Origin of the sequence: Lysobacter sp. Hz25, assembly GCF_046097045.1 — a bacterium.
GTDB classification, from domain to species: Bacteria; Pseudomonadota; Gammaproteobacteria; order Xanthomonadales; family Xanthomonadaceae; genus Lysobacter; species Lysobacter antibioticus_B.
In genome coordinates this window covers 3,646,092-3,666,795 of the sequence record NZ_CP175666.1, presented here as the reverse complement: position 1 = coordinate 3,666,795, position 20,704 = coordinate 3,646,092, and the positions used below count along the sequence as shown (strand labels likewise).

General features: G+C 61.0%; 15 protein-coding genes. 10 read left to right on the top strand and 5 right to left on the bottom strand.

The window, feature by feature from the left end; genetic code table 11:
* Positions 1-323: 323 nt before the first annotated feature.
* The 7 genes from ACKN61_RS15010 (at position 324) to ACKN61_RS14980 (ending at position 11,578) form a co-directional block, all read left to right on the top strand.
* The gene (locus ACKN61_RS15010; protein ID WP_408950215.1) at positions 324-3,878 is read left to right on the top strand and encodes a methylmalonyl-CoA mutase family protein; all 3,555 of its coding nucleotides are present in this window, start codon (positions 324-326) and stop codon (positions 3,876-3,878) included.
* A gap of 810 nt (positions 3,879-4,688) precedes the next feature.
* Positions 4,689-6,461 (top strand): proprotein convertase P-domain-containing protein, encoded by a 1,773-nt coding sequence (locus ACKN61_RS15005; protein ID WP_408950214.1) that lies wholly within the window; start codon positions 4,689-4,691, stop codon positions 6,459-6,461.
* A 154-nt stretch (positions 6,462-6,615) separates the two neighbouring features.
* Positions 6,616-7,173, top strand: coding sequence for a DUF3228 family protein (locus ACKN61_RS15000; RefSeq protein ID WP_408950213.1), 558 nt, complete (start codon positions 6,616-6,618; stop codon positions 7,171-7,173).
* A gap of 81 nt (positions 7,174-7,254) precedes the next feature.
* Entirely contained in the window at positions 7,255-7,647 is a 393-nt protein-coding gene (locus ACKN61_RS14995) for a GFA family protein (protein ID WP_408950212.1), read from the top strand.
* Positions 7,648-7,686: 39 nt separating this feature from the next.
* On the top strand, positions 7,687-8,088 hold the full coding sequence (locus ACKN61_RS14990) for an XVIPCD domain-containing protein (RefSeq protein WP_408953833.1): 402 nt from the start codon (positions 7,687-7,689) through the stop codon (positions 8,086-8,088).
* A gap of 348 nt (positions 8,089-8,436) precedes the next feature.
* Positions 8,437-10,773 carry a DGQHR domain-containing protein gene (locus tag ACKN61_RS14985; RefSeq protein WP_408950211.1) on the top strand — a complete coding sequence of 779 codons (2,337 nt, stop codon included), beginning with the start codon at positions 8,437-8,439 and terminating at the stop codon, positions 10,771-10,773.
* Positions 10,766-11,578, top strand: coding sequence for a DNA adenine methylase (locus ACKN61_RS14980; RefSeq protein ID WP_408950210.1), 813 nt, complete (start codon positions 10,766-10,768; stop codon positions 11,576-11,578). Before ACKN61_RS14985 ends, ACKN61_RS14980 begins: the two co-directional genes overlap by 8 nt.
* Positions 11,579-11,686: 108 nt before the next feature.
* Here the strand turns inward: ACKN61_RS14980 and ACKN61_RS14975 are convergent, their stop codons facing one another.
* Positions 11,687-11,929, bottom strand: coding sequence for a helix-turn-helix domain-containing protein (locus ACKN61_RS14975; protein ID WP_408950209.1), 243 nt, complete (start codon positions 11,927-11,929; stop codon positions 11,687-11,689).
* A gap of 67 nt (positions 11,930-11,996) precedes the next feature.
* Between ACKN61_RS14975 and ACKN61_RS14970 the strand changes: the two genes are divergently transcribed.
* Together ACKN61_RS14970 and ACKN61_RS14965 are read left to right on the top strand one after the other, a co-directional pair.
* Positions 11,997-12,278, top strand: a complete 282-nt coding sequence (locus ACKN61_RS14970; protein WP_408950208.1) for an XAC0095 family protein — start codon at positions 11,997-11,999, stop codon at positions 12,276-12,278.
* 94 nt (positions 12,279-12,372) lie between these two features.
* Positions 12,373-13,017 (top strand): NAD(P)H-binding protein, encoded by a 645-nt coding sequence (locus tag ACKN61_RS14965; protein ID WP_408950207.1) that lies wholly within the window; start codon positions 12,373-12,375, stop codon positions 13,015-13,017.
* Positions 13,018-13,045: 28 nt separating this feature from the next.
* On the opposite strand, the gene ACKN61_RS14960 is transcribed toward ACKN61_RS14965, so the two are convergent.
* The 4 genes from ACKN61_RS14960 to ACKN61_RS14945 form a co-directional block, all read right to left on the bottom strand.
* On the bottom strand, positions 13,046-14,419 hold the full coding sequence (locus ACKN61_RS14960; RefSeq protein WP_408950206.1) for an XVIPCD domain-containing protein: 1,374 nt from the start codon (positions 14,417-14,419) through the stop codon (positions 13,046-13,048).
* An 8-nt stretch (positions 14,420-14,427) separates the two neighbouring features.
* Positions 14,428-15,435, bottom strand: coding sequence for a hypothetical protein (locus ACKN61_RS14955; RefSeq protein WP_408950205.1), 1,008 nt, complete (start codon positions 15,433-15,435; stop codon positions 14,428-14,430).
* Positions 15,436-15,443: 8 nt separating this feature from the next.
* On the bottom strand, positions 15,444-16,127 hold the full coding sequence (locus ACKN61_RS14950) for a hypothetical protein (RefSeq protein ID WP_408950204.1): 684 nt from the start codon (positions 16,125-16,127) through the stop codon (positions 15,444-15,446).
* 105 nt (positions 16,128-16,232) lie between these two features.
* Positions 16,233-16,736, bottom strand: coding sequence for a hypothetical protein (locus ACKN61_RS14945; protein WP_408950203.1), 504 nt, complete (start codon positions 16,734-16,736; stop codon positions 16,233-16,235).
* A 666-nt stretch (positions 16,737-17,402) separates the two neighbouring features.
* On the opposite strand from ACKN61_RS14945, the gene ACKN61_RS14940 reads away from it, so the two are divergent.
* Positions 17,403-20,219: a reprolysin-like metallopeptidase gene (locus ACKN61_RS14940; RefSeq protein ID WP_408950202.1), complete on the top strand. Its 2,817-nt coding sequence runs from the start codon at positions 17,403-17,405 to the stop codon at positions 20,217-20,219.
* Positions 20,220-20,704: the final 485 nt, after the last annotated feature.

Genomic DNA, 20,704 nt, shown 5'->3' with positions numbered 1-20,704 from the left:
CGGTCGCGGCTTACGCCGCTCCTACAAAGGCCGGCAGATCGGAGTAGGAGCGGCGCAAGCCGCGACCGCGTCCCCGCATCATCGCGCCGTCGCCACCTGCAACCGGACGGCGTTCCGCATCGGCCACAACGACTGTGCCAGCCTTCATCTTTGCGTCGTTATCGGGCCTGTACGCGGTCGCGGCTTGCGCCGCTCCTACCCCAAAGCCGCGCGTCCGGACCCGCTCGCGCGCCCACCGTTCGCCCCCGCACGGCCGGCCGCCAGACCGGAACTGCCGCCCGGAGCTACAATACGCACAGCCCGTACTGCGTACCGAGATGCCCATGAGCACGACCGCCGCCAACATTCCTGCCGCACAGCCCGACGCCACGCCGCTGCGTTTCGTCACCGCTGCCAGCCTGTTCGACGGCCACGACGCCGCGATCAACATCATGCGTCGCCTGATCCAGGGGCAGGGCGCCGAAGTCGTCCACCTCGGCCACAACCGCTCGGTCGAGGACGTGGTCCGCGCCGCGCTGCAGGAAGATGCCGACGGCATCGCCCTGTCCAGCTACCAGGGCGGCCACGTCGAATACTTCAAGTACATGGTCGACATGCTCAAAGAGCGTGGCGCCGGTCACATCCGCGTGTTCGGCGGCGGTGGCGGCACCATCACCCCGGAAGAAATCCGCGAACTCCAGGCCTACGGCGTCGAGCGCATCTACCACCCCAACGACGGCATGCACATGGGCCTGGTGGCGATGATCGAAGACGTCATCCGCCGCGCCAGCGAAGGCCGCATTGCCGACACCACGCCGGACAAGCCGGCCGCCATCGACGACGAGATCACCATCGGCAAGATGCTCTCGGCGATCGAAGAGGGCCTGCTCGACGAAACCCAGCTCGCCCACCTGCGCAAGCAGTGGCAGCTCGCCGGCGGCAAGACCCCGGTGGTCGGCATCACCGGCACCGGCGGCGCCGGCAAGTCCTCGGTGACCGACGAACTGCTCAACCGCTTCCTGGCCAATTTCCCCGACATGCGCATGGCGGTGATCTCGGTCGACCCGACCCGCCGCCGCACCGGTGGCGCGTTGCTCGGCGACCGCATCCGCATGAACTCGCTGCGCAGCCCGCGCGTGTACATGCGCTCGATGGCCACCCGCCGCCAGCACTCGGCCACCAACACCGTGCTCAAGGACTGCATCGGCTTCCTGCGCGGCCTGGGCTACGACCTGGTGATCGTCGAAACCGCCGGCATCGGCCAGTCCGACTCGGAGATCGTCGACCTGGTCGACTTCCCGATGTATGTCATGACCAGCGACTTCGGCGCGCCCAGCCAGCTCGAGAAGATCGACATGCTCGACTTCGCCGAACTGGTCGTGCTGAACAAGTTCGACAAGCGCGGCGCCGAAGACGCGCTGCGCGACGTGCGCAAGCAATGGAAGCGTAACCGCGTGGCCTTCCAGACCAAGGACGAGGACGTCCCGGTCTACCCGACCATCGCCAGCCAGTTCAACGACCCCGGCATCAGCTGGATGTTCGTCAACCTGTGCCGTCTGCTGCGCGAGAAGCTGTCGCTGCCGGCCGAGAAGTGGACGCCGGACGTCGACACCTCGCTCAAGGAGCCGCGCGCCACCGTGTTGATCCCCGGCAGCCGCGTGCGTTATCTCGCCGAGATCGCCGAACAGGGCCGCGGCATCAACCGCCAGATCGAGACCCAGGCCGACGTCGCCGACCGCGCGCAATCGTATTGGCAATCCCTGCACGACCTCGACGACCCCGAGTTGCCGAAGCAGCTCGACCTGTACGCAGCCGAAGCCTTGCTGGCTTCGGGCCCTCACCCCGGCCCTCTCCCGCAGGCGGGAGAGGGGGCAGAGCAGAGCACCTCTCCCGCTGGCGGGAGAGGTCGCGCCGCAGGCGCGGGTGAGGGCGGCCCGATCGCCGTCGACCGCACCCTCATCACCCTGCGCCAGCGCTACAACGACGCCGTCCAGTCGCTGAGCTCCGAAGCCCTCAAGCTGCTGCGCGACTGGCCCGCGCGCCTGAAGTCGATCACCGACGACGTCAACGAGTACAAGGTCCGCGACAAGGTCATCCGGGTCGAGAACTACCGCGACTCGCTGAGCCACCAGAAGATCCCGAAGATCGCCGCGCCGACCTACAAGAGCTGGGGCGAGCTGCTGACCTTCCTGCAGAAGGAAAACCTGCCGGGCTATTACCCCTACACCGGCGGCGTCTATCCGTACCGCCGCACCGGCGAAGACCCGATCCGCATGTTCGCCGGCGAAGGCACGCCCGAGCGCACCAACCGCCGCTTCCATTACCTCAGCGTCGGCCAGCCGGCCGCGCGCCTGTCGACCGCGTTCGACAGCGTCACCCTGTACGGCGAAGACCCGGCGGTGCGTCCGGACATCTTCGGCAAGATCGGCAACTCCGGCGTCAACATCGCCTCCCTGGACGACATGAAGAAGCTGTACTCCGGCTTCGACCTGTGCGCGCCGACCACCTCGGTGTCGATGACCATCAACGGCCCGGCGCCGATGCTGCTGGCGATGTTCATGAACACCGCCATCGACCAGCAGGTCGAGAAGTACCTGCGCGAGGACGGCGCCCGCTGGGACGCCGCCCACGACAAGATCGAAGCGATGTTCGCCGGTCGCAAGCGCCCGCAATACAGCGGCCTGCTGCCCGAGACCAACGACGGCCTCGGCCTGGGGCTGCTCGGCGTCACCGGCGACCAGGTCGTCGACGCCGAAACCTACGAAGCCATCAAGACCCGCACCCTCGCCACCGTGCGCGGCACCGTGCAGGCCGACATCCTCAAGGAAGACCAGGCCCAGAACACCTGCATCTTCAGCACCGAGTTCGCCCTGCGCATGATGGGCGACATCCAGCAGTACTTCGTCGACAAGAACGTCCGCAACTTCTATTCGGTGTCGATCAGCGGCTACCACATCGCCGAAGCCGGCGCGAACCCGATCAGCCAGCTCGCCTTCACCCTGAGCAACGGTTTCACCATCGTCGAGTACTACCTCGCGCGCGGGATGAAGATCGACGACTTCGCGCCCAACCTGTCGTTCTTCTTCAGCAACGGCATGGACCCGGAGTACACCGTCATCGGCCGCGTCGCCCGCCGCATCTGGGCCCGCGCCATGCGCGAGCGCTATGGCGCCGACCCGCGCAGCCAGATGATGAAGTACCACATCCAGACCAGCGGCCGCTCCCTGCACGCGCAGGAGATCCAGTTCAACGACATCCGCACCACCTTGCAGGCCCTGTACGCGCTGTTCGACAACTGCAACAGCCTGCACACCAACGCCTACGACGAAGCCATCACCACCCCGACCGAAGAAAGCGTGCGCCGCGCGGTCGCGATCCAGATGATCATCAACAAGGAACTGGGCCTCAACTTCAACGAGAACCCCTGGCAGGGCAGCTTCGCCGTCGACTACCTCACCGACATCGTCGAAGAGGCCGTGTACAAGGAGTTCGAAGCCATCAGCGAACGCGGCGGCGTGCTCGGCGCCATGGACACCATGTACCAGCGCGGCAAGATCCAGGAAGAGAGCCTGTACTACGAGCACAAGAAGCACGACGGCAGCCTGCCGCTGGTCGGCGTCAACACCTTCCTGCCGAAGGACCACGGCGGCGACATCGTCACCGAGATCGAACTGATCCGTTCGACCGAAGGCGAGAAGGGCCAGCAGATCGACAACGTGTTGTCGTACCAGCAGGGCCGCAACGCCTACGCCAGCGAAGGCCTGCGCAACCTGCAGGCCGCCGCGCGCGACCGCAAGAACGTGTTCGCCAGCCTGATGGAAGCGGTGAAGACCCACAGCCTCGGCCAGATCAGCCACGCGCTGTACGACGTGGGCGGCGAATACCGTCGCAACATGTAAGCGCGGCGCATCGCCGACCCCGAACAGGCCCGCCGATGCGGGCCTGTTTTTTTTGGCCTGTTCGATTCGATTGCGAGGGGCTGCGTGGAGTGGCTGCTGCGATAGAAGCCAGAGCAAATCCCCCGGCGCAGCTGCATCCACCTCAAACACGCCACGCAGGCGCCTGCCCCCTTTTTCAAAGGGGGCGATGGTTCTGCCCGGATCTTTTCAAAGGAATGAGTTTGCCCGGGTTCTTTAAAAGAGGGCGAGTTTGCCCGGGTCTTTTTAGAGGGGACGAGTTCTGCCCGTAGTTGCCGTCGCCCCATGCTTTCCCCCCCTTTGAAAAAGGGGGGTAGGGGGGATTTGCCTTTACCAGAGCATGCAATAACTTCCAGTTGCCACCGCCGAAGCCGCTGCCGTAGCCACCCGCCGCAGTTTCTTCCTTTGCAAGCGGCCGCTTTTACCCGTCCAGGCAATAGTTAGCTTCAGCAGAAAAACAAAACACCCGCTCGCCGCACTCTCCACCCATCCAAACGCCGCGCATCGCTCCCAATACAGCGTCAGCCCAATCCGCGACGCATATCACGCCAACCCCACAACGCAGGCTGGCAAACAGCGGCCCGCACGAAAGCCAAAAGCAGCGCCGCCCGCAAACCATCGCTCAGACCGTGCCGCAAGCCCGTTCACGCATCTAAAACCATGCCGGCTTTCTCATTAGGCCGATAGGCGTTCTGCCAAGATCGCCGCGCGTCAAGGTATCGCCGCGCGTTACGTCGCCGGCCGCCATCGCGGCCCGGTCATCTTTCACCCTCATCTTTCAGGAGTGGCCACATGGCTATCCCCCTGCAGCGGCTGCGCGCGTTCGCTCGGCATGCCTGCGTCATTGCTTTGCTGGCGTTGGCGACGACGACCGGCGCTCATGCGCAAACCAAAGCTTCATCGGCAACCAGCACCTTCGGCGATTTCAGCCTCGGCATCGACCCCGGCAACGTGGCCACCAGCCGCGAAAGCTCGGTCTTCGCCTACGTCGTGGTGACCAGCATCGACCGCTTCAGCCGGCCCACCACGCTCAGCGCATCGGGCCTACCCGCGGGCGTCACCGCCAGCTTCTCGCCGGCCGCGATCAGCCCGCCCCCCAGCGGCAATGCGCGTTCCAAACTCACCCTGACCGTCGCAGCCGGGGTGCCGACCGGCACCTATCCCATCACCGTCAGCGGCAGGTACGACAAGCTCGTACGCAGCACCACCGCCAACCTCACGGTCACCGCCGATGCCGGTTTCAAGGTGAGCATCGCCGGCACCCAACACATCACCCACATCGGCGGCAGCAGCCAATTGCCGGTCACGGTCACCGGCAACGGCTTCAACGAGCCGGTGACCCTGGGCGTGAGCGGCTTGCCCGCCGGCGTCACCGCGACCTTCGGCATCAACCCGGTCAACCCGGGCGCCAAGGCGGCGGTGAACTCGACCCTGACCTTCAAGGCCTCCGCGCAAGCGGCGCAAGGCAAGTACCCGCTGACCATCACCGGCACCTCGGGCGCCATCACCCGCAGCCTGCCGCTGGATCTTTACGTCAACCCGCAGCCCGATTTCACCTTGTGGACGGTCGGCCGCAGCCGCGCCCTCGTCGCGGTGACCCAACAAGCAGGCATCAGCGGTTGGTTGGAAATCAACGCACGGCCGCTGCACGCCTGGAACCAGCCCATCGCGTTCTCGATGGAAGGCCTGCCGCCCGGCGTCAACGCCAGTTTCAGCCCGGCGATCGTCAACCCCTACGGCCCCACCAGCATCGCCTTCACCGCCTCCGCCGATGCACCGGCCGGGACTTACGAGGCAGCCGTGGTCGCCACCGCCGCATCGGCGACCCATCGCTTGCCGGTGCAGCTGACGGTGCTGCCCTACATCGACGGCAACCGCCTGGCCAACGACCTTACGCGTGTCGGCCTGACCCTGAAAGCGGGCGAGTCGCTGTTGTTCAACATCATGAAGCCCGAAGGCAGCGCGCCCGATTTCTACCTCAACACCCAGTTCGGCCCCGGCACGGGCGCCGGCACCTTGTACGTGCGCGAAGGCGCACCGCCGACCGACACCGACTACCACTGCCGCACCAGCGGCATCTGGAGCACCTTCTGCCGGGTCGACCGCACCCCGCAGGCCGACTTCCCGGTGACTTACTTCCTGCGTTTGAAGGCCCGCACCGACATGAGCGGCGCCAGCGTCATGGCCACTTACGGCGGTGCCTACGACGGCCGCCCGCGCGCGCAGTTCGCCAACCCGGCCGATTACCTCATCAACGACTACGCCGTGGTCGACAGCCCCTTGACCATTGCCGGCTTGAACGGCAACGGCGGCATCGCGCGCATTGTCTATCGACTCAACCACCCGCACCGGGCCGACCTTAAAGTCGAACTGATCGCACCTGACGGCCAGGCCTATCTGCTGCGCGACCACAGCAACGGCCCGATCAACCCCAGCCTGGAACAGACCCTCGACCTCACCGACAAAGTCGCCAACGGCACGTGGAAGCTGCGCGTCACCGACGACGTGCCGGGTGGCTCGGGCACCTTGCTGCATTGGACGCTGGACTTCTTCCGCAGGGACTGAAGTCGCCAACTCGCCAAGCCCACGCTCAGAACCCCTCTCCCGCTTGCGGGAGAGGGGCAGGGGTGAGGGCGCAGCAGATCGCCGCGCCAGCACGCCGCACCACGCGGCCCGCCATCGCCATGCCCCGAAGCCCCGGCTGCTCGATAATGCGGCCATGACCATCATCCTCACCGACTTCGCCCGCGCCCGCCTGTTCCCGCGCGAGCCGCGCCGCAACACCATCCAGGACATCACCCCCGAACAGTTCGAGCGCCACCTCAACCAGGCGCCGCCGCTGCAGGTGCTCGACGGCTACGCCCCGTTCTGCAAACTGCACGTGCATCGCAACTGGACCAGCACCCGCTGCCTGGCGGTGCCGATCACCGAAGCCAACCGCCACCTGCTGCGCTCGGACTACGACGCCCGCACCAAGGACGAACTGCCGGTGCTGGTGCGCTGGTTCGAAGACCTCGACCCGCCGGTCGCCGAGTACCTCATCGTCATCCTCTACAGCCGCGAACAACTGGCCAAGGAAGGCACCGTCACCGATGCCGACTGGGGCGTGGTCGGCTGCATGTACACCGCCGAACCCGTCGAAACCCCGATGGCCCCGATCACCATGATGCGCAACGCCCTGGGCGTGGAAGAGGGCGGTTCCGGCGTATCGCTCGACCGCGAGGCTTACCGCCGCAGCGTCGCGTTCTGGAGCACGCACGCCAACTGGCGCGGCTGAAGCGCTTCTCGCGGCCAGCGGTTGCAGCGCCGCAGTGTTCGTCGTAAACAGGGCCTCGGTCGACTTCGAACGAGGTGCCCCATGGATCGATATACCGGCGGCTGCTGGTGCGGCAACGTCCGCATCGTGGCCACGGGCCGCCCCTACCGGGTCGGCCTGTGCCACTGCCTCGATTGCCGCAAACACCACGGCGCCCTGTTCCATGCCTCGGCGATCTTTCCCGAAGAGGCGGTCGCCGTCGAAGGCGAAACCCGCGACTACAGAGGCCGCCATTTCTGCCCGAACTGCGGCTCGCCCGTATTCGGCCGCAGTGGCGACGAAATCGAAGTAAACCTGGGCGCATTGGACGCCCCCGATCAGTTCCAGCCGACCTACGAGCTGTGGACCGTGCGCCGCGAATCCTGGCTGCCGCCGTTTCCGCTGCTGCGGCATTACGAACGCAATCGCGAAGGCCTGACTCGCTTCGAGGAATAGGCGGGGGAGGGCCGCTCGGCAGACCACCCCGATCACGCCCTGTACGAAAAAGTCCGCGGCGCCGTCGAGCAACTCGACCGTCACGTCGGCAAGCCCTGGGATCAACAAAGCGAGCGCATGACCGCCAGCGCCCTGGCCCTGGCGGTGGAGAAAAAGTTCGACCCCAAGGACGACATCCGCCTGGTCTTCAACCAACTCAGCGCGAGCCTGGCCCCGGGCGAGATGGTGCACCTCTACCGTGTCGGCCACGCCAATCCCGACCCCGCCGCGCACCTCGCCAGCATGAAGACCGCCGACGCGCTGTCGACCCCGGTGGAAGACCGCTACCGCCAAGTGGAAACGAGGCGGTTGGCGCAGAGCGATCAGACGCAGCGAGAGCAGCAGGAGCAGGCGCGGAGCCAGGGTGTCATGGGGCAGGGTGGGCCCAGGATGATGGGGTGATGAAATCGGATTGGCCGGCATGAGCCAAGTTCTCTAAATCTAGTGGCTGCCAAATTGCGATAGGCCAAAACGGAAAACGATCATGCAGTCGGCCAATCTACAGTGAGGCAGCGCAGTAGCCGTTACACACTATCTGGCCCATTCTTCATATGTAATGCTTGGCAAAATTGGGGCCAGGAGCTGAATGCAACGCTATGGCAAGGAGCGTTCAATGTCAGATGAGGTACGGCCTAAGAGATGTTGAACAAGAGTTCTTCGCAGCAATCCTTGTTGGTCGATCGCACACAACAAGTTTTTGGATGCATGGAATGATTTTCGCTGCGCTAACCAATCGCTATGGAGCAAGGAATGGGAAAGGCGAAGTCAAAGCAAACATCTGAGGCGCTTCTCTGGCCGCTTTTTGACAAGGCAACTGATCTCAGGCGCGAGTACAGAAAGCGAAACTCAAAATTTGAACAGCGGCGCGCAAAGGCGGATGAACTTAACGACTTTCTGGAGCAGGGCTGGCTCTTCCATCGTAAGCTTAAAGGCTCCTATGTAATTCGAAAGGATAGGCCGGTTTCTGAGCGGCTCAAGAATCTTTGGTGGGTTCTATTATATAAGATGGGCTACTCGGAACTGAATTCGGGTCATCAGTTTCGGATACTACTAAAGGGGCGGGGGAAGGAGCCTTCGGAGAAGAATGTTGACGTGTTTGCTTCTGACGACGAGACGGTCGTTGTCACAGAGTGTATTGCGCTCGATAGGCTAAAAAAGAAGAGTCTTCGCGATGTAATCGAAGACTTTTCAGCTAGAAAGGGGGAGATCGCAAATTCTATAAAGTTATTTTACGGAAAGGACTATAAGCCAAAAATTCTGTGGTTCATTGTTACCGAGAACGTGGTTTGGTCAGAGGAAGATGTGGCGCGTGCTGAGGTCGCCAAAATAAGAAGGGTTACAGAGAACGAGTTGCCGTATTACACGCAGTTGGCTGATCACTTGGGCAAAGCTGCAAGATTTCAATTTTTGGCGGAATTCCTTAAAGATCAGGCCATTCCTGAACTTTCCGACACGAAGGTTCCTGCGACGCGTGGAAAATTGGGTGGAAGGTATTTTTACTCGTTTGTTATCACGCCGCGCCACTTGTTGAAGATTTCATTTGTTAATCATAGAACTCTGGATGACCCTGAGGGGCATCCCACTTATCAGCGTTTGATACAAAAAAATCGCCTGAAGGCCATAGGTAAATATATTCAAGATGGCGGAACTTTCCCTAACAATCTTTTGATAAATTTTGCCAAGTCCCCGAGGTTTGATATCCTCCAAAAAGATACTGTCGCCGATGTACATTTTGGAAGCTTGTATCTTCCCAATACTTATAAATCAGCGTGGATAATAGATGGGCAGCATCGTCTTTACGGCTATGCTGGCTTAGGTGACGAATTCCTCGATCAGAAACTCGTGGTGGTCGCTTTTGAGGGAATCTCGAAAGAGCAGGAGGCTGCGATGTTTGTGAGTATTAATCACGAGCAAAAATCGGTTCCTAAAAACTTACTCGATGATCTGGAGGGACAGCTCAAGTGGGGGTCTGATAATCCTGCTGAGCGAATTGGTGCATTAGCAGCCAGATTGATTCACAAAATGAATCGCGACTTGTCAAGTCCTCTATATGGGCGCTTCTCTGCCGAAGGGATAAAAGGAACTCCCAAGGTTTGTCTGACTGTACCTCAGATAAAGCTCGGGCTTAGGCGCTCGGGTCTCCTAGGGAGCGTGATTCAAAAGAACCAGTATGAGCCCGGAGTATTATGCGGACGTACCGATAATGCTTCGTTAGTGCGAGCCCATAAGGTACTAAACTCATATTTTAGATTGGTGGCCGATACTGCCCTTGCCAAGTGGGAGCTGGGACGACCCGGAAAACTTTGCACGAATGAATCTATCCAGGCGCTTACTTTACTTCTCGCTGAAATTATTAATTATATTGAGCATCGTGATGGGGCCTCCTTTCGAACAGAGGGGGAAGTATCGTTGATGCAGGCGGTCAGCGAACTCTTTGGACCGGTACTGGATGGCATCATGGGAGACCAAGCAGATGCTCTGCTAAGTGTGCAGTTTGGTAGCGGCGGTCCGAGAGAACTATTTCATCGATTGGCTAAGCTAATTCGCGAGGCTGAACCAAAATTTAAACCAGCTGGATATGATGATTGGGAGAAATCTCAATCTCAGGAGCTTCGTCGGACTGCGGATGAGCAAATACAGCAAATTAGTATCTTGGTGCAGAAACATATTTTCACCGTGTTTCGCAGAATGTACGGCGAAGATCGTAATGCATACTGGGAAAAGGGTGTTTCAATAAAGGACGTTAAAGCCAAGGCCTATACAAAGTCATTGGAGGAAGATAGTGACAGCCGCCTTCCACTAGAGACTTACTTGGATTTTATCGAGTTGAAGCGTGTTGCTGAATTGAAAGAGAATTGGTTGCTGTTTAAGTCGGTTCTGGATATTCCAGAGCCAGGAGTTAAAGGGCAGGCAAAAAACTTGGATTGGATGGTTCGAATAAATGAGTTGCGCCGCATACCGGCGCACGCAGCGGAGCAAAGGAACTATAAGCCGACAGACTTTTCTTTCATTGACTCGATAGCAACCACTCTTCAAGAGCGGGTTAATTCCTTTGACTATGATTCTGTTGGAGGGCGGGATGAGTAATTCTCAAATTGTTCTGCCATTCCTAAAGTGGGCAGGAGGAAAAAGATGGCTTGCGAACAATTATGGGGAGGTCATCGACCTTCACGGGGCTGTGAGATATGTCGAGCCGTTTCTTGGAAGTGGCGCAGTATTTTTTTCAGTTAATCCAGGAAAAGCTCTTCTGAATGATGCGAATCGTGATTTGGTTGGAGCATATCGCACGATAAAAGAAGATTGGAAGAGCGTCTATTCTTTGCTGCAGAAGTATCATAGAAAACATGACGTGGATTTTTACTACGAAATGCGTAATAAGCGGCCGGTAACCGCTGTTGGGCGCGCAGCTAGATTTATTTATTTGAATCGAACGTGTTTCAATGGCCTTTATCGTGTCAATAAGCAAGGGTGCTTCAATGTCCCGGTTGGCACAAAGTCTTCCGTCGTCTTGGATACAGATGACTTTAGATCCGTCGCCTCTCGATTGAAGTGTGCGAGATTGGTGTCGGGGGACTTTGAAAAGGTGGTTAACGAGTGCGGGGTTGGAGATTTTTTATATGTCGATCCACCTTATACAGTTAAACACAATAATAATGGGTTCGTTAAATATAATGAAAGGTTGTTCTCTTGGTCCGATCAGGAGCGTTTAGCGTCTGCACTAATGCGCGCTGTATCTCGTGGGGCTAGGGCAGTTGTTAGCAATGCGGATCATCCGTCCATAAGAGAGCTCTATAACGGATGTGATCAAATTGTGGCTGAGCGTCACAGTGTCATGGCCTCGGAGTCAGCCCGCAGGAAGAAAACTACAGAGCTGGTAATTTTCTTGCGTTAATTATGTCGGAATCTAACTTTCTACTGATCAAAGACTTATCTTGATCAAAGCCGGTTTGCCAAGAAGGGATCCGCTTGGGTGATGCACCTGTACCTTGAGAGTGCAACTTCATAATTTTGACTCGAAGCGCTTAACAAAGTTTGTCAGTGATACACCGCAAATGGCGCAGTATTCTTTTAGCTGAATCAGATCGATGCGCTGAGTTCCACCCTCAATCTTGCTCACATAAGACTGCGGCTTGCCCAGCGCCTCGGCGCAGGCTGCTTGAGTGAGGCCGGCTGCATTGCGCATTTCGCGGATGAGTTGGGAGAGAACTTCGTTCTCTTTCGTGTAGAGCGTGCTGCTTGACATGTGTGCGGTATCCGAAGGCCCGCACAGATGCTGTATCCTCTTTGAGAATATTCAAAAATAGAATAAAATGCTCCCGTCATGGATCAATGACCTTCGGGAGATGCTCATGCGAAACGGAAGCCGCGTCCCTATCACCACACCTCATAGCTACCTAATGCCCGCCACGGCACAACACGCCCTGACTCAGACTCGCGACCAACTGCGCTTGCTGGCCCAGCTCACCGATCCGCACGGAGAGGGCGACCCAGATGTGGTCTATCTGTCGGCACAGGCGCTAGCTCACTGCTTCGATCGTCTGGCCGACGACTTGGACCGGATAGCCGAGGCTGTCAGCCCATCCGGGCTATAGCGTGTTCCGCCCTGGGTGAGCGCGGTAGTCCGTCGCCCTGGACGGCCAAGCCGAGACCTGAGCAGAATCCAAGCTCGCTCGATCGGAGTTCCTCATGGCAACCCGCACCGTCATCGTCGCAGGCGCAACCGGCCTGGTGGGCAGGGAGCTTCTGTCCGGGCTGCTAGCCGACCCGAGCGTCGCCGCGGTGCACAGCCTCGGCCGCAGAGTGCCGCCAGAGCCGCATCCGAAACTGACGGCGCACGTCGTCGACTTCGCCGCACTGCCTGATCTGCCGCGTGCGGACGAGGTGTATCTGGCGTTGGGCACGACGATCAGGGTCGCCGGCAGCCAGGCCGCGTTTCGTGCCGTCGACTACGAAGCCAACCTGGCGGTGGCGAAGGCGGCCTTGGCCGCGGGCGCCAAGCGGGTCGGGCTGGTCAGCGCGATGGGCGCCGACTCCAAGTCGAAGGTCTTCTACAGTCGGGTGAAGGGCGAGTTGGAGGACGCCTTGGCATCGATGCCGTTCGAGGGCGTGGTCTTCGCCCGCCCATCGTTGCTGGTCGGAGACCGCGAGGTGCTCGGGCAACCGACCCGGCAGGGCGAGGTGCTGGGCTCCGCACTCGGCAAGGTGGTGGGGTTCCTGATCCCGGCGAACTACAAACCCATCGACGCGTCGGCGGTCGCCTCGGCTCTGCTGTCCGCGGCGCCGTCGGCCCAAGGCCGGACGGTCCTGCTGTCCGGTGCGATGCGGCGCTAGGTACTTCGCGGTCGTCAGTTCGTTGCGGTCAACGTGAAAATCCGGTGCGAGCCGGCTCCGTGGCTAAAGCTGCTGTGAGCTGTTGAGCCTCGGATTGCTGTTCGCTCTGGCGCTGATTCACCGTTTCCAGTTGCTGGAACGATGCCTCGACGGGCTTCGCCGTAGCTTGGTCTGTCTTCATATGCGCCCGCAGATGGGCGGGGTCGTTCAGTTCGCCCTGTACGACGAAGACGTTTTCGCCCGGACGCACACCCGGTGCAGCTTGGCTCAGGACGACATGGTCGATGCGCTGCAGGCCATTTTCCTTGGCCAGCACCAATAGGCTTGCGGCCAGCCGCTCGCTGCCCGCATCCGAAGTTTTTCCTATGGCACGGTCCAAGGCCGCCACACCGTCGATGGCTTGCTGGTACAGCTGGTGATCCGGGTGGGCCGGGTCTTGCGCTGTGGTGGGTCCTTGCAGGTGTTTCGACTCTTCCTGCCTTTTCGCGGAATGCTGGATCTCGATGATCTGCTTTTGCGGACCGCTGATGTCGGTCAGATAGAAGGGGCCATCGCGCATCGGCCCTAGGTCGAACGTGTGGGCTTGCAGCTTTTGCGGATCGATGCCCAGCGATTTCAGATCCAGTTCCGCGCCGGTCGGCGATCGGTCCGGATCGAGTCTGCGTGCATCGAACTCTTTCTGTGCAATTATCGAGATTGCGTAGGCCGCTGAGTCGTACCGGTACTCGCCCTTTGTGCGAACGATATCGTAGAAGCAGCTGGCCACGGCTTCGATATTCTGAGCATCAACTGGGATTGTTCCGGTGCTGGCATCGAAATGTATGCGCGGATCCAACCTCGTGGGTGTCCTCGTCACGCACGAGACAAGGTCTTGCGCGCGGTCCGCAAAAGATTCGCGCGTGACCGGCTGTCCCGCGTTACGCATCCGGTCGGCTAACGTATTCAAGCCGTTCAGTTCGGCCAAGGCTTCTTGCTTGCGATCGTTCTGGATATGGCTTGCGACGATAGCGGTGTAGTCGCGCTTTGCAGTGTTGCTTTGAGCCAGTTCTTGGACCCGTTCGGTGAAGCGGGCCCCGGCAGAGAAGGCATCTGCTCGTTGCATCGCATGAGAAACTTCGTGGCCGATGACGGCCGTGAGGCGATCCAAGGTCGCGCGTGTAGGTTGGCGATCCAACACACGGGGGTTGAGATTCAGTGTCCGATGGGTTGAGTCGTAGCTTCCATCTGCCGAAGCGCCTTCGTCGAGCTTTCGCAGGCGCATTACATCACCCGAGTCAATGACTTGAGTGAGCTCCCGGTTCAACTTGGGAGAGCCGGCGATCGCCTTTGCGATTAGCTCAAGTTGCTGCTTCGAGGCGCCGTTTCTGCCGAATTCGTGGAACGGTGAGTCGTGCCGGTCCATGGATGTCTTCAATCCTTAATGATCATCTCAATCGTGATGGAGTGAATGCATCTAGATTCCTCGGATGTCGCGTGGTAGGTGTAATCCACTAGCAGCGATTGTTGATCCTTCCAGTACTGCCATGCTTGCGGCTTGTTGTCAGGACCTGGGAACTCACCGTCCTGATAGCCTGTCGCCTTCAGTTTGTCGTGCAGGGCTGTCAAGGCGAATATGCATGAGCGGCGCCGGTGCGGATCGTATTGCTTTTCATCCGGTAGGCGGATCACTACTCGCTTGTCGTCGGGGGCGTACTGGTTGAAGCCGAAGGAGTAGGGTGAGCCAGACTCAAGATATCCCTGTGCGTCCCAGGTGCCGTCGACTTCGGTGGCAACTAACTGGAGTTGTGTCAGAGCTTCGACTCGCGCCTTGCTCAGATCGTCTGGGGCTTGAATGCCCTGGATGAGGGCGAACAATTTTTCTTCGAACTCTTTCTTGCTCAGCTTTGGCGCTGAGGCCGGCGCATTGGGTGTGTCTTTCACGGACTGAGCCTTGGGGCTGGAAAGCGATGCAGGCCCATTGGTCTGCGGCGCGGACGCGGAAACCTCCGCTGGAGAGCCGCAGGCGACCAGACCCAAACACAAGATCGCGCAACCGAGTGTGCGTGTGTCGAAAGGGAGCTGGGCGATGAGTCGGGCCATGGACCGGTTCCGAAGAGATGCAAATAGAGTCATGGAACTGGTGCCGGGTTGCAAGAGCAACTGGGAGTTGCGCAATGACTCGGGTTTGTGGGGTTGGTTCTCGGCGTTGTCGATCACGACCGAAATGTGCTCGATGCACTCGATCCCACCGAGATCGAGCGGCTCGGTCGGGTAAAGATCGACGTAGCCCAGCCGACCTATGTCGCCGGCATCGATGGCTCGGGTGATCTCATGGTTCAGCTTGGGCGAGCTAGCGATGGTTTTGGCGATAAGCTCGAGCTGTTGTTTGGAAACGCCGTTTCTGCCGAACTCGTGGAAGAGCGATTCGTGCCGATCCATGGCGGTGTTTAGTCCTCAATGATCATCTCGATCGTGACGGCATGCACGCATGCGGTCTGATCGCCTGCGGGCGTGTCATGGTAGGTGTAGTCAATCAGCAGCGATTGCCGGCCTTTCCAGTACTGCCTGGCTTGCGGCAGACCGTCCGGTCCCGGGAATTCGTTGTCCCGATAACCCATGGCTTTCAGCTGGTCGTGCAGGCCGGCCAAGGGCAGCGCGCAGTTATGGCGCCGCTGCGGGTCGTAGCGTTTTTCGTCTGGCAGATAAAGCTGCACTTCCTTGTTGCCGTTGGCATACCGGGTGACATCGAAAGAGTAGCCCGAGCCGGAGTCGAGGACGCCCCGAGCCGACCAGGTGCCCTCGACTTCGGATGGGCCCAATGGAAGTTGTGTTAGAGCCTCGACCCGGGCCTTGCTCAGATCGTCTGGGGCTTGAATGCCCTGGATAAGGGCGAACAATTTTTCTTCGAACTCTTTCTTGCTCAGCTTTGGCACTGAAGCCGACGCATTGGGGGTGTCTTTCACAGGCTGAGCCTTGGCGCTGGAAAGCGATGCCGGTTGATCGGATCGATCGGGCTGCGGTGTGGTGGCCGAGACCTCCGCTGGGGAGCCGCAGGCGACGAGGCCCAAGCACAAGATCGCGCAACCGAGTGTGCGTGTGTCGAAATGGATCTGGGCGATGAGTCGGGCCATGGACCGGTTCAGAAAAGATGCCGCTAGGGTCATGGAACTGGCATCGGGTTGCAAGAGCAACTGGGAGTTGCGTATTTGCTGGGGCCTATCGAATCAGTTCACGGCTCAGTCAATCACGACCGAGATGTGATCGATGCACTCGATGCCGCCGCGAGCGAGCGGTTCGGTTGGGTAGAGGTCGACGTGCACCACTTGCCGGTTCTTGGAGAAGCGCCAGTTCGATGTCTTTCCGTGCAGTCCGGTCGATTTGTCGCTGCGGAAATTGGCGGCGTCCAGCTTGCTGCGCAACTTGTCGAAGGGCAGCGTGCAGTCAGAAGCGCTGTTGCCCTCGCTTTGCTTTCTGGGGATGGCCGCAATCTCCAGTCTGACGTCGTCGACCGCGAATCGCTCGATGCCGATGGCGAATCGCCAGCCCTCGACAGTCGTCCCCTTGGCGTAGGACGCGTCGCGGTTGTCCAGGCGATGCAGACTCAATCCGGTCAGCCCTTCGATGTGTGGCTCTGTGAGGTCTGCTTTGGTGCGGACCCCGTCGATCAAGCTGAAGATGATCGACTCCACTTGCTCGGCCGGCAACTCAGGTGGGATAGGGGAGGCTTGCTTGGGGACCATGGGAGCTGGATGCTCGTTCCGTGCGGCCGGATTCGGTGCGGCAGCGGGCGGTGCCTTGGTGGAGGGTGCAGAAGACGGCGAGGTCGATATGCCAGTAGACGGGCTGCAGGAAACAAGGAGCATGCATACGATCGCGCTAGGCCATGCAGTCGACGGCTTGAACGTCGCGGCGATGTGTCGAGGCATGGTCGTATCCCGGTAGATGCGCTAAGCCTTGTCGATACGCGGCAAAGTTTCAACGGCAACACCCGGTTGCGCATTTTCGGGTTGAAGTGTGTTCTTGGATGCGAAACCGCACGTCACGGGTGCGCAGTCGTTGAACAAGAGCAGCGCAGCTTCGTTGCCGCGTTTTGCAGAAGTCCGAGGTCAGGCTGGAGCAATTAGGCATCCCTCGGTCGTTAGCTGTGCGGTACATGCGCTAACGATCGCTGCTGCATTGCAAAACGCCGGGACTCGCGAGGGGCGCTAGACGAACGGCCGGACCATCCCTGGAGCTGAAATAGGTAGGTAATCCGACCGCTGGTCACCTGAATAGGGTCGCATGAGCACTCCGCGTCTCATCTCTGTCCGACGCCGCGCGGCGCCCGCGTTGTCCCCCATGCCAGCGCCGTGCTCGGACTGCCCCCGAGGCCGCGCTGGCATTCCCCTATGACCAGGACCTGTGTCATGACTACCCATTCGACGTTCCGGCGCGGCCCCAAGCGGTGGGCCGCGGTTTCTCTGATCGCGTTGGGTTTGGCTGCGCTCGCGTTCGCGAGCCGGATCTCGGCGCCTTCGTTCGTGGACACGCATCAGGACGCCGCTGCGAGCGGCTCGCCAGGCGCAGCGGGTGCGGCCTTCGCGCCGAATCCGCTGGCCGCGGCGGCCATGTTGGTAAACGGTGGCGCTTCGCCCGATGGCATGTGGCAAACCCTGCCGGCGGTGCAATTGCCCGAGCGCTTTCCGGCGCCGACCGGCTATGTGCCGCTGACGCTGGACGCGATGATGCTCGAAGCGCGCCTGCGCGGCACGCCGCGCGAAACCTTCGGGCCGATTCCGCCGCAGACGCAGATCTATCTGCCGCGCGCCAGCGGCGGTTTCGTGCAGATTGCCCTGGCGCAAAGCCAGTTGCTGGGGCCGAACCTGGCGGGGCAGTTCCCGCAGATCAAGACTTATGTATTCGAGGACGAGCGCGAAGGCTTCACCGGCCATATCACCGTCGGCACGCGCGGCGTGTTCATCTCGGGCCAGACCGACGACGGCATCCTGCGCGTCGAGCCGGTCGAAACCGCCAATGGCCGCGTCTACCTGAGTTATCGCGATCAGGACCGCACCGACGGCGCCAACGATTTCCACCTGGGCGACGACGATCACCATCACGAGCCACCGGTGCCGCGCTTCTCCGCCGCGCTGGTGTCGCAGCTCAAGGAGAACGCCAAGGTCTCGGCGGGCACGCAGTTGCGGATTTATCGGCTGGCGGCGTCGACCACCGGCGAGTTCTACCAGGCCCGCGATGCGGGCGGTGGCCTGGCCGATGTGTGGTCGTCGATCGTCGCCGATCTGGCCGGTGCCAATGCGGTGTTGGAACCCGAGGTCAGCGTGCGCCTGGTGATTGCCGATGCCAGCGACGATGTGATCTATAGCGATCCGGACACCGACCCGTTCGACAACACCCAAAGCCCCTGCACCTTGCGCGATGCCAATCGCGACAACAACAAGGTGGTGTTGGACGATGCGGACTACGACCTGGGCTTCCTGTTCGCCACGCGCGCGGGCAACGGCGCCAGCGGTTGCGCCTGGTACGTGGTCTGCCAAACCACCAACGACACCCTGCACAAGGGACGCGGGGCGGGGCAGATGGGCAACAACGGCGCCAACAGCGCCAGCGGCTTGCTCGCGCACGAGGTCGGCCATCAGCTCGGCGCACGCCACACCTTCACCGGCGCGGGCGGCAGCTGCACCTTGAACGAGTTCCTCGCCGGCGACAGCGAAAGCGGCTACGAGCCGGGCAGCGGCACCACCCGCATGTCGTACAACGGCAACTGCGATTCGGACGACGTCGACACCTCGGTGATCGGTGCCGGTTCGTACTTCCACTCGCGCAGTTTCGACGAAATCGTCACCAACGTATTCGTCGGCGTCGGCTCCACCTGCGGCACCTTGGTCAACACCGGCAACTCGGCGCCCAACGTGAATGCCGGCGGGGACTACACTATCCCGCGGCAGACCCCGTTCGAACTCAGCGGCTCGGCGACCGATGCCGATGCCTTGACCTACAACTGGGAGCAGTACGACCGCGCGGTGACCCAGCGGCCCATCAACACCGACCCCGGCGACGGCCCGTTGGTCCGCTCGCTGCCCCCGGGCGCGTCCAGCTCGCGCATCATCCCGAACCTGCAGGACCTGCTCGACGGCGTGACCCGCGCTGGCGAAATCCTGCCGCAGGTCGATCGCGAAATGAACTTCCGCCTGATCGCGCGCGACAACCGCATGGGCGGCGGTGGCGTGGCCTATGACGGCATGCACATCCAGGTGGTAGGCGATCCGTTCTTCATCACCTCGCCCAACAGCGGCACCCTGGGCGCCGGCTGCACCGTGCCGTTGACCTGGGAGGTCGGCGGCGGCTCGATCGCACCGCAGGTCAGCGCCTTGTTCTCCAGCGACGGCGGGCAGAACTTCGCCACTACCTTGATAGGTTCCACCGCCAACGACGGTGCGAGCTCGTTCGTGGTGCCCTGCGCATCGGGTTCGGACAACCGCATCAAGCTGCAGTCGGTCGGCAACATCTTCTTCGACATCAACGACCAGGACCTGGGCGTCAGCAACACCGCGCCGAGCGTCGCGGTCAACACGGCCGGTGGCGCGGTGGACGACCAATGCCAGTTCACCGTGCAGTTCACCGCCCAGGCCACCGACACCTGCGGCGTGCTGGCCGGCGATGTCGATGTGGACCTGATCAAGGGCGCGAACAACTTCACCCTGGGTACGCCGACGATCAACATCCAGCAGATCACGTCTACGCAGGTCGGCGTCAGCGGCAGCGTGGTGGTATCCGATCTGACCGGTTCGCCGGCGCAGCTCACCGTCAGCGTGACCGCGCAGGACGGTTGTGGCCTGTCGACCAACGACACCGCGCTGGCGCAGATCGTCGACGACAGCCCGCCGACGATCGACGTCAGCCTCGATCCCAACCAGCTGTGGCCGCCGAACCACAAGATGGTGCCGATCTGGGCCACCGTGGTCGCCACCGACAACTGCCCCGGTGTGAGCTATGTCCTGACCAGCGTGACCAGCGACGAGCCCGACAACGGCGATGCCGACGGCGATACCGTCAACGACATCCAGAACGCCGCCATCGGCACCCCCGACCTGCAGTTCGACCTGCGCAGCGAGCGGGCCGGAAACGGCGACGGCCGCGTGTACACCGCGACCTACACCGCGCAGGACGGTTCGGGCAACGACGTGGGCGACTCGGCTACGGTCGAAGTGCCGAAGAACAAATAAAGCCGTTTGCGTAACGAAAAACGCCGCCTTCGGGCGGCGTTTTTTGTGGAGTTCACAGTCTAGGAAAGTTTCGTTTCTCGCTCGATGCCTCCCCTGTAGGAGCGACGTGAGTCGCGACCGCGAAGTTGTGGCCTCGCGTCGAATCCCAAGCAACCGAGGTTGCAAAGGGTAGGAGCGGCGTCCTACTGGATTTCCTTCGGTCACAAGCCGCGACCGCGAAGTATCCATCTCGCGTTGAATCTCCCTGCAACCGAGCCCACGCAGCATGCCTGTGAGGTTCGGCGCGAGATCGCGACGGCGCGGTCGCGGCTCGCGCCGCTCCTACCCTTTGGGTTGCAGGTGGGGACGGAGCCAGGTGGGATTGCATGGTCGCGACTTACGTCGCTCCTACAAGGATGGGGAGGAGACGTAGGCCGACAAGGAAGGGTGCGCTTTCGATGGATGTTTTCGCTGTAGGAGCGACGTGAGTCGCGACTGCGAAGTTG

Excerpts from the sequence above, each read along its gene's own strand:
- ACKN61_RS15010 (WP_408950215.1), top strand. The coding sequence starts at position 324 with ATGAGCACGACCGCCGCCAACATTCCTGCCGCACAGCCCGACGCCACG.
- ACKN61_RS15005 (WP_408950214.1), top strand. The coding sequence starts at position 4,689 with ATGGCTATCCCCCTGCAGCGGCTGCGCGCGTTCGCTCGGCATGCCTGC.
- ACKN61_RS15000 (WP_408950213.1), top strand. The coding sequence starts at position 6,616 with ATGACCATCATCCTCACCGACTTCGCCCGCGCCCGCCTGTTCCCGCGC.
- ACKN61_RS14995 (WP_408950212.1), top strand. The coding sequence starts at position 7,255 with ATGGATCGATATACCGGCGGCTGCTGGTGCGGCAACGTCCGCATCGTG.
- ACKN61_RS14985 (WP_408950211.1), top strand. The coding sequence starts at position 8,437 with ATGGGAAAGGCGAAGTCAAAGCAAACATCTGAGGCGCTTCTCTGGCCG.
- ACKN61_RS14980 (WP_408950210.1), top strand. The coding sequence starts at position 10,766 with ATGAGTAATTCTCAAATTGTTCTGCCATTCCTAAAGTGGGCAGGAGGA.
- ACKN61_RS14975 (WP_408950209.1), bottom strand. The coding sequence starts at position 11,929 with ATGTCAAGCAGCACGCTCTACACGAAAGAGAACGAAGTTCTCTCCCAA.
- ACKN61_RS14970 (WP_408950208.1), top strand. The coding sequence starts at position 11,997 with ATGCTCCCGTCATGGATCAATGACCTTCGGGAGATGCTCATGCGAAAC.
- ACKN61_RS14965 (WP_408950207.1), top strand. The coding sequence starts at position 12,373 with ATGGCAACCCGCACCGTCATCGTCGCAGGCGCAACCGGCCTGGTGGGC.
- ACKN61_RS14960 (WP_408950206.1), bottom strand. The coding sequence starts at position 14,419 with ATGGACCGGCACGACTCACCGTTCCACGAATTCGGCAGAAACGGCGCC.
- ACKN61_RS14955 (WP_408950205.1), bottom strand. The coding sequence starts at position 15,435 with ATGGATCGGCACGAATCGCTCTTCCACGAGTTCGGCAGAAACGGCGTT.
- ACKN61_RS14950 (WP_408950204.1), bottom strand. The coding sequence starts at position 16,127 with ATGGCCCGACTCATCGCCCAGATCCATTTCGACACACGCACACTCGGT.
- ACKN61_RS14945 (WP_408950203.1), bottom strand. The coding sequence starts at position 16,736 with ATGGTCCCCAAGCAAGCCTCCCCTATCCCACCTGAGTTGCCGGCCGAG.
- ACKN61_RS14940 (WP_408950202.1), top strand. The coding sequence starts at position 17,403 with ATGACTACCCATTCGACGTTCCGGCGCGGCCCCAAGCGGTGGGCCGCG.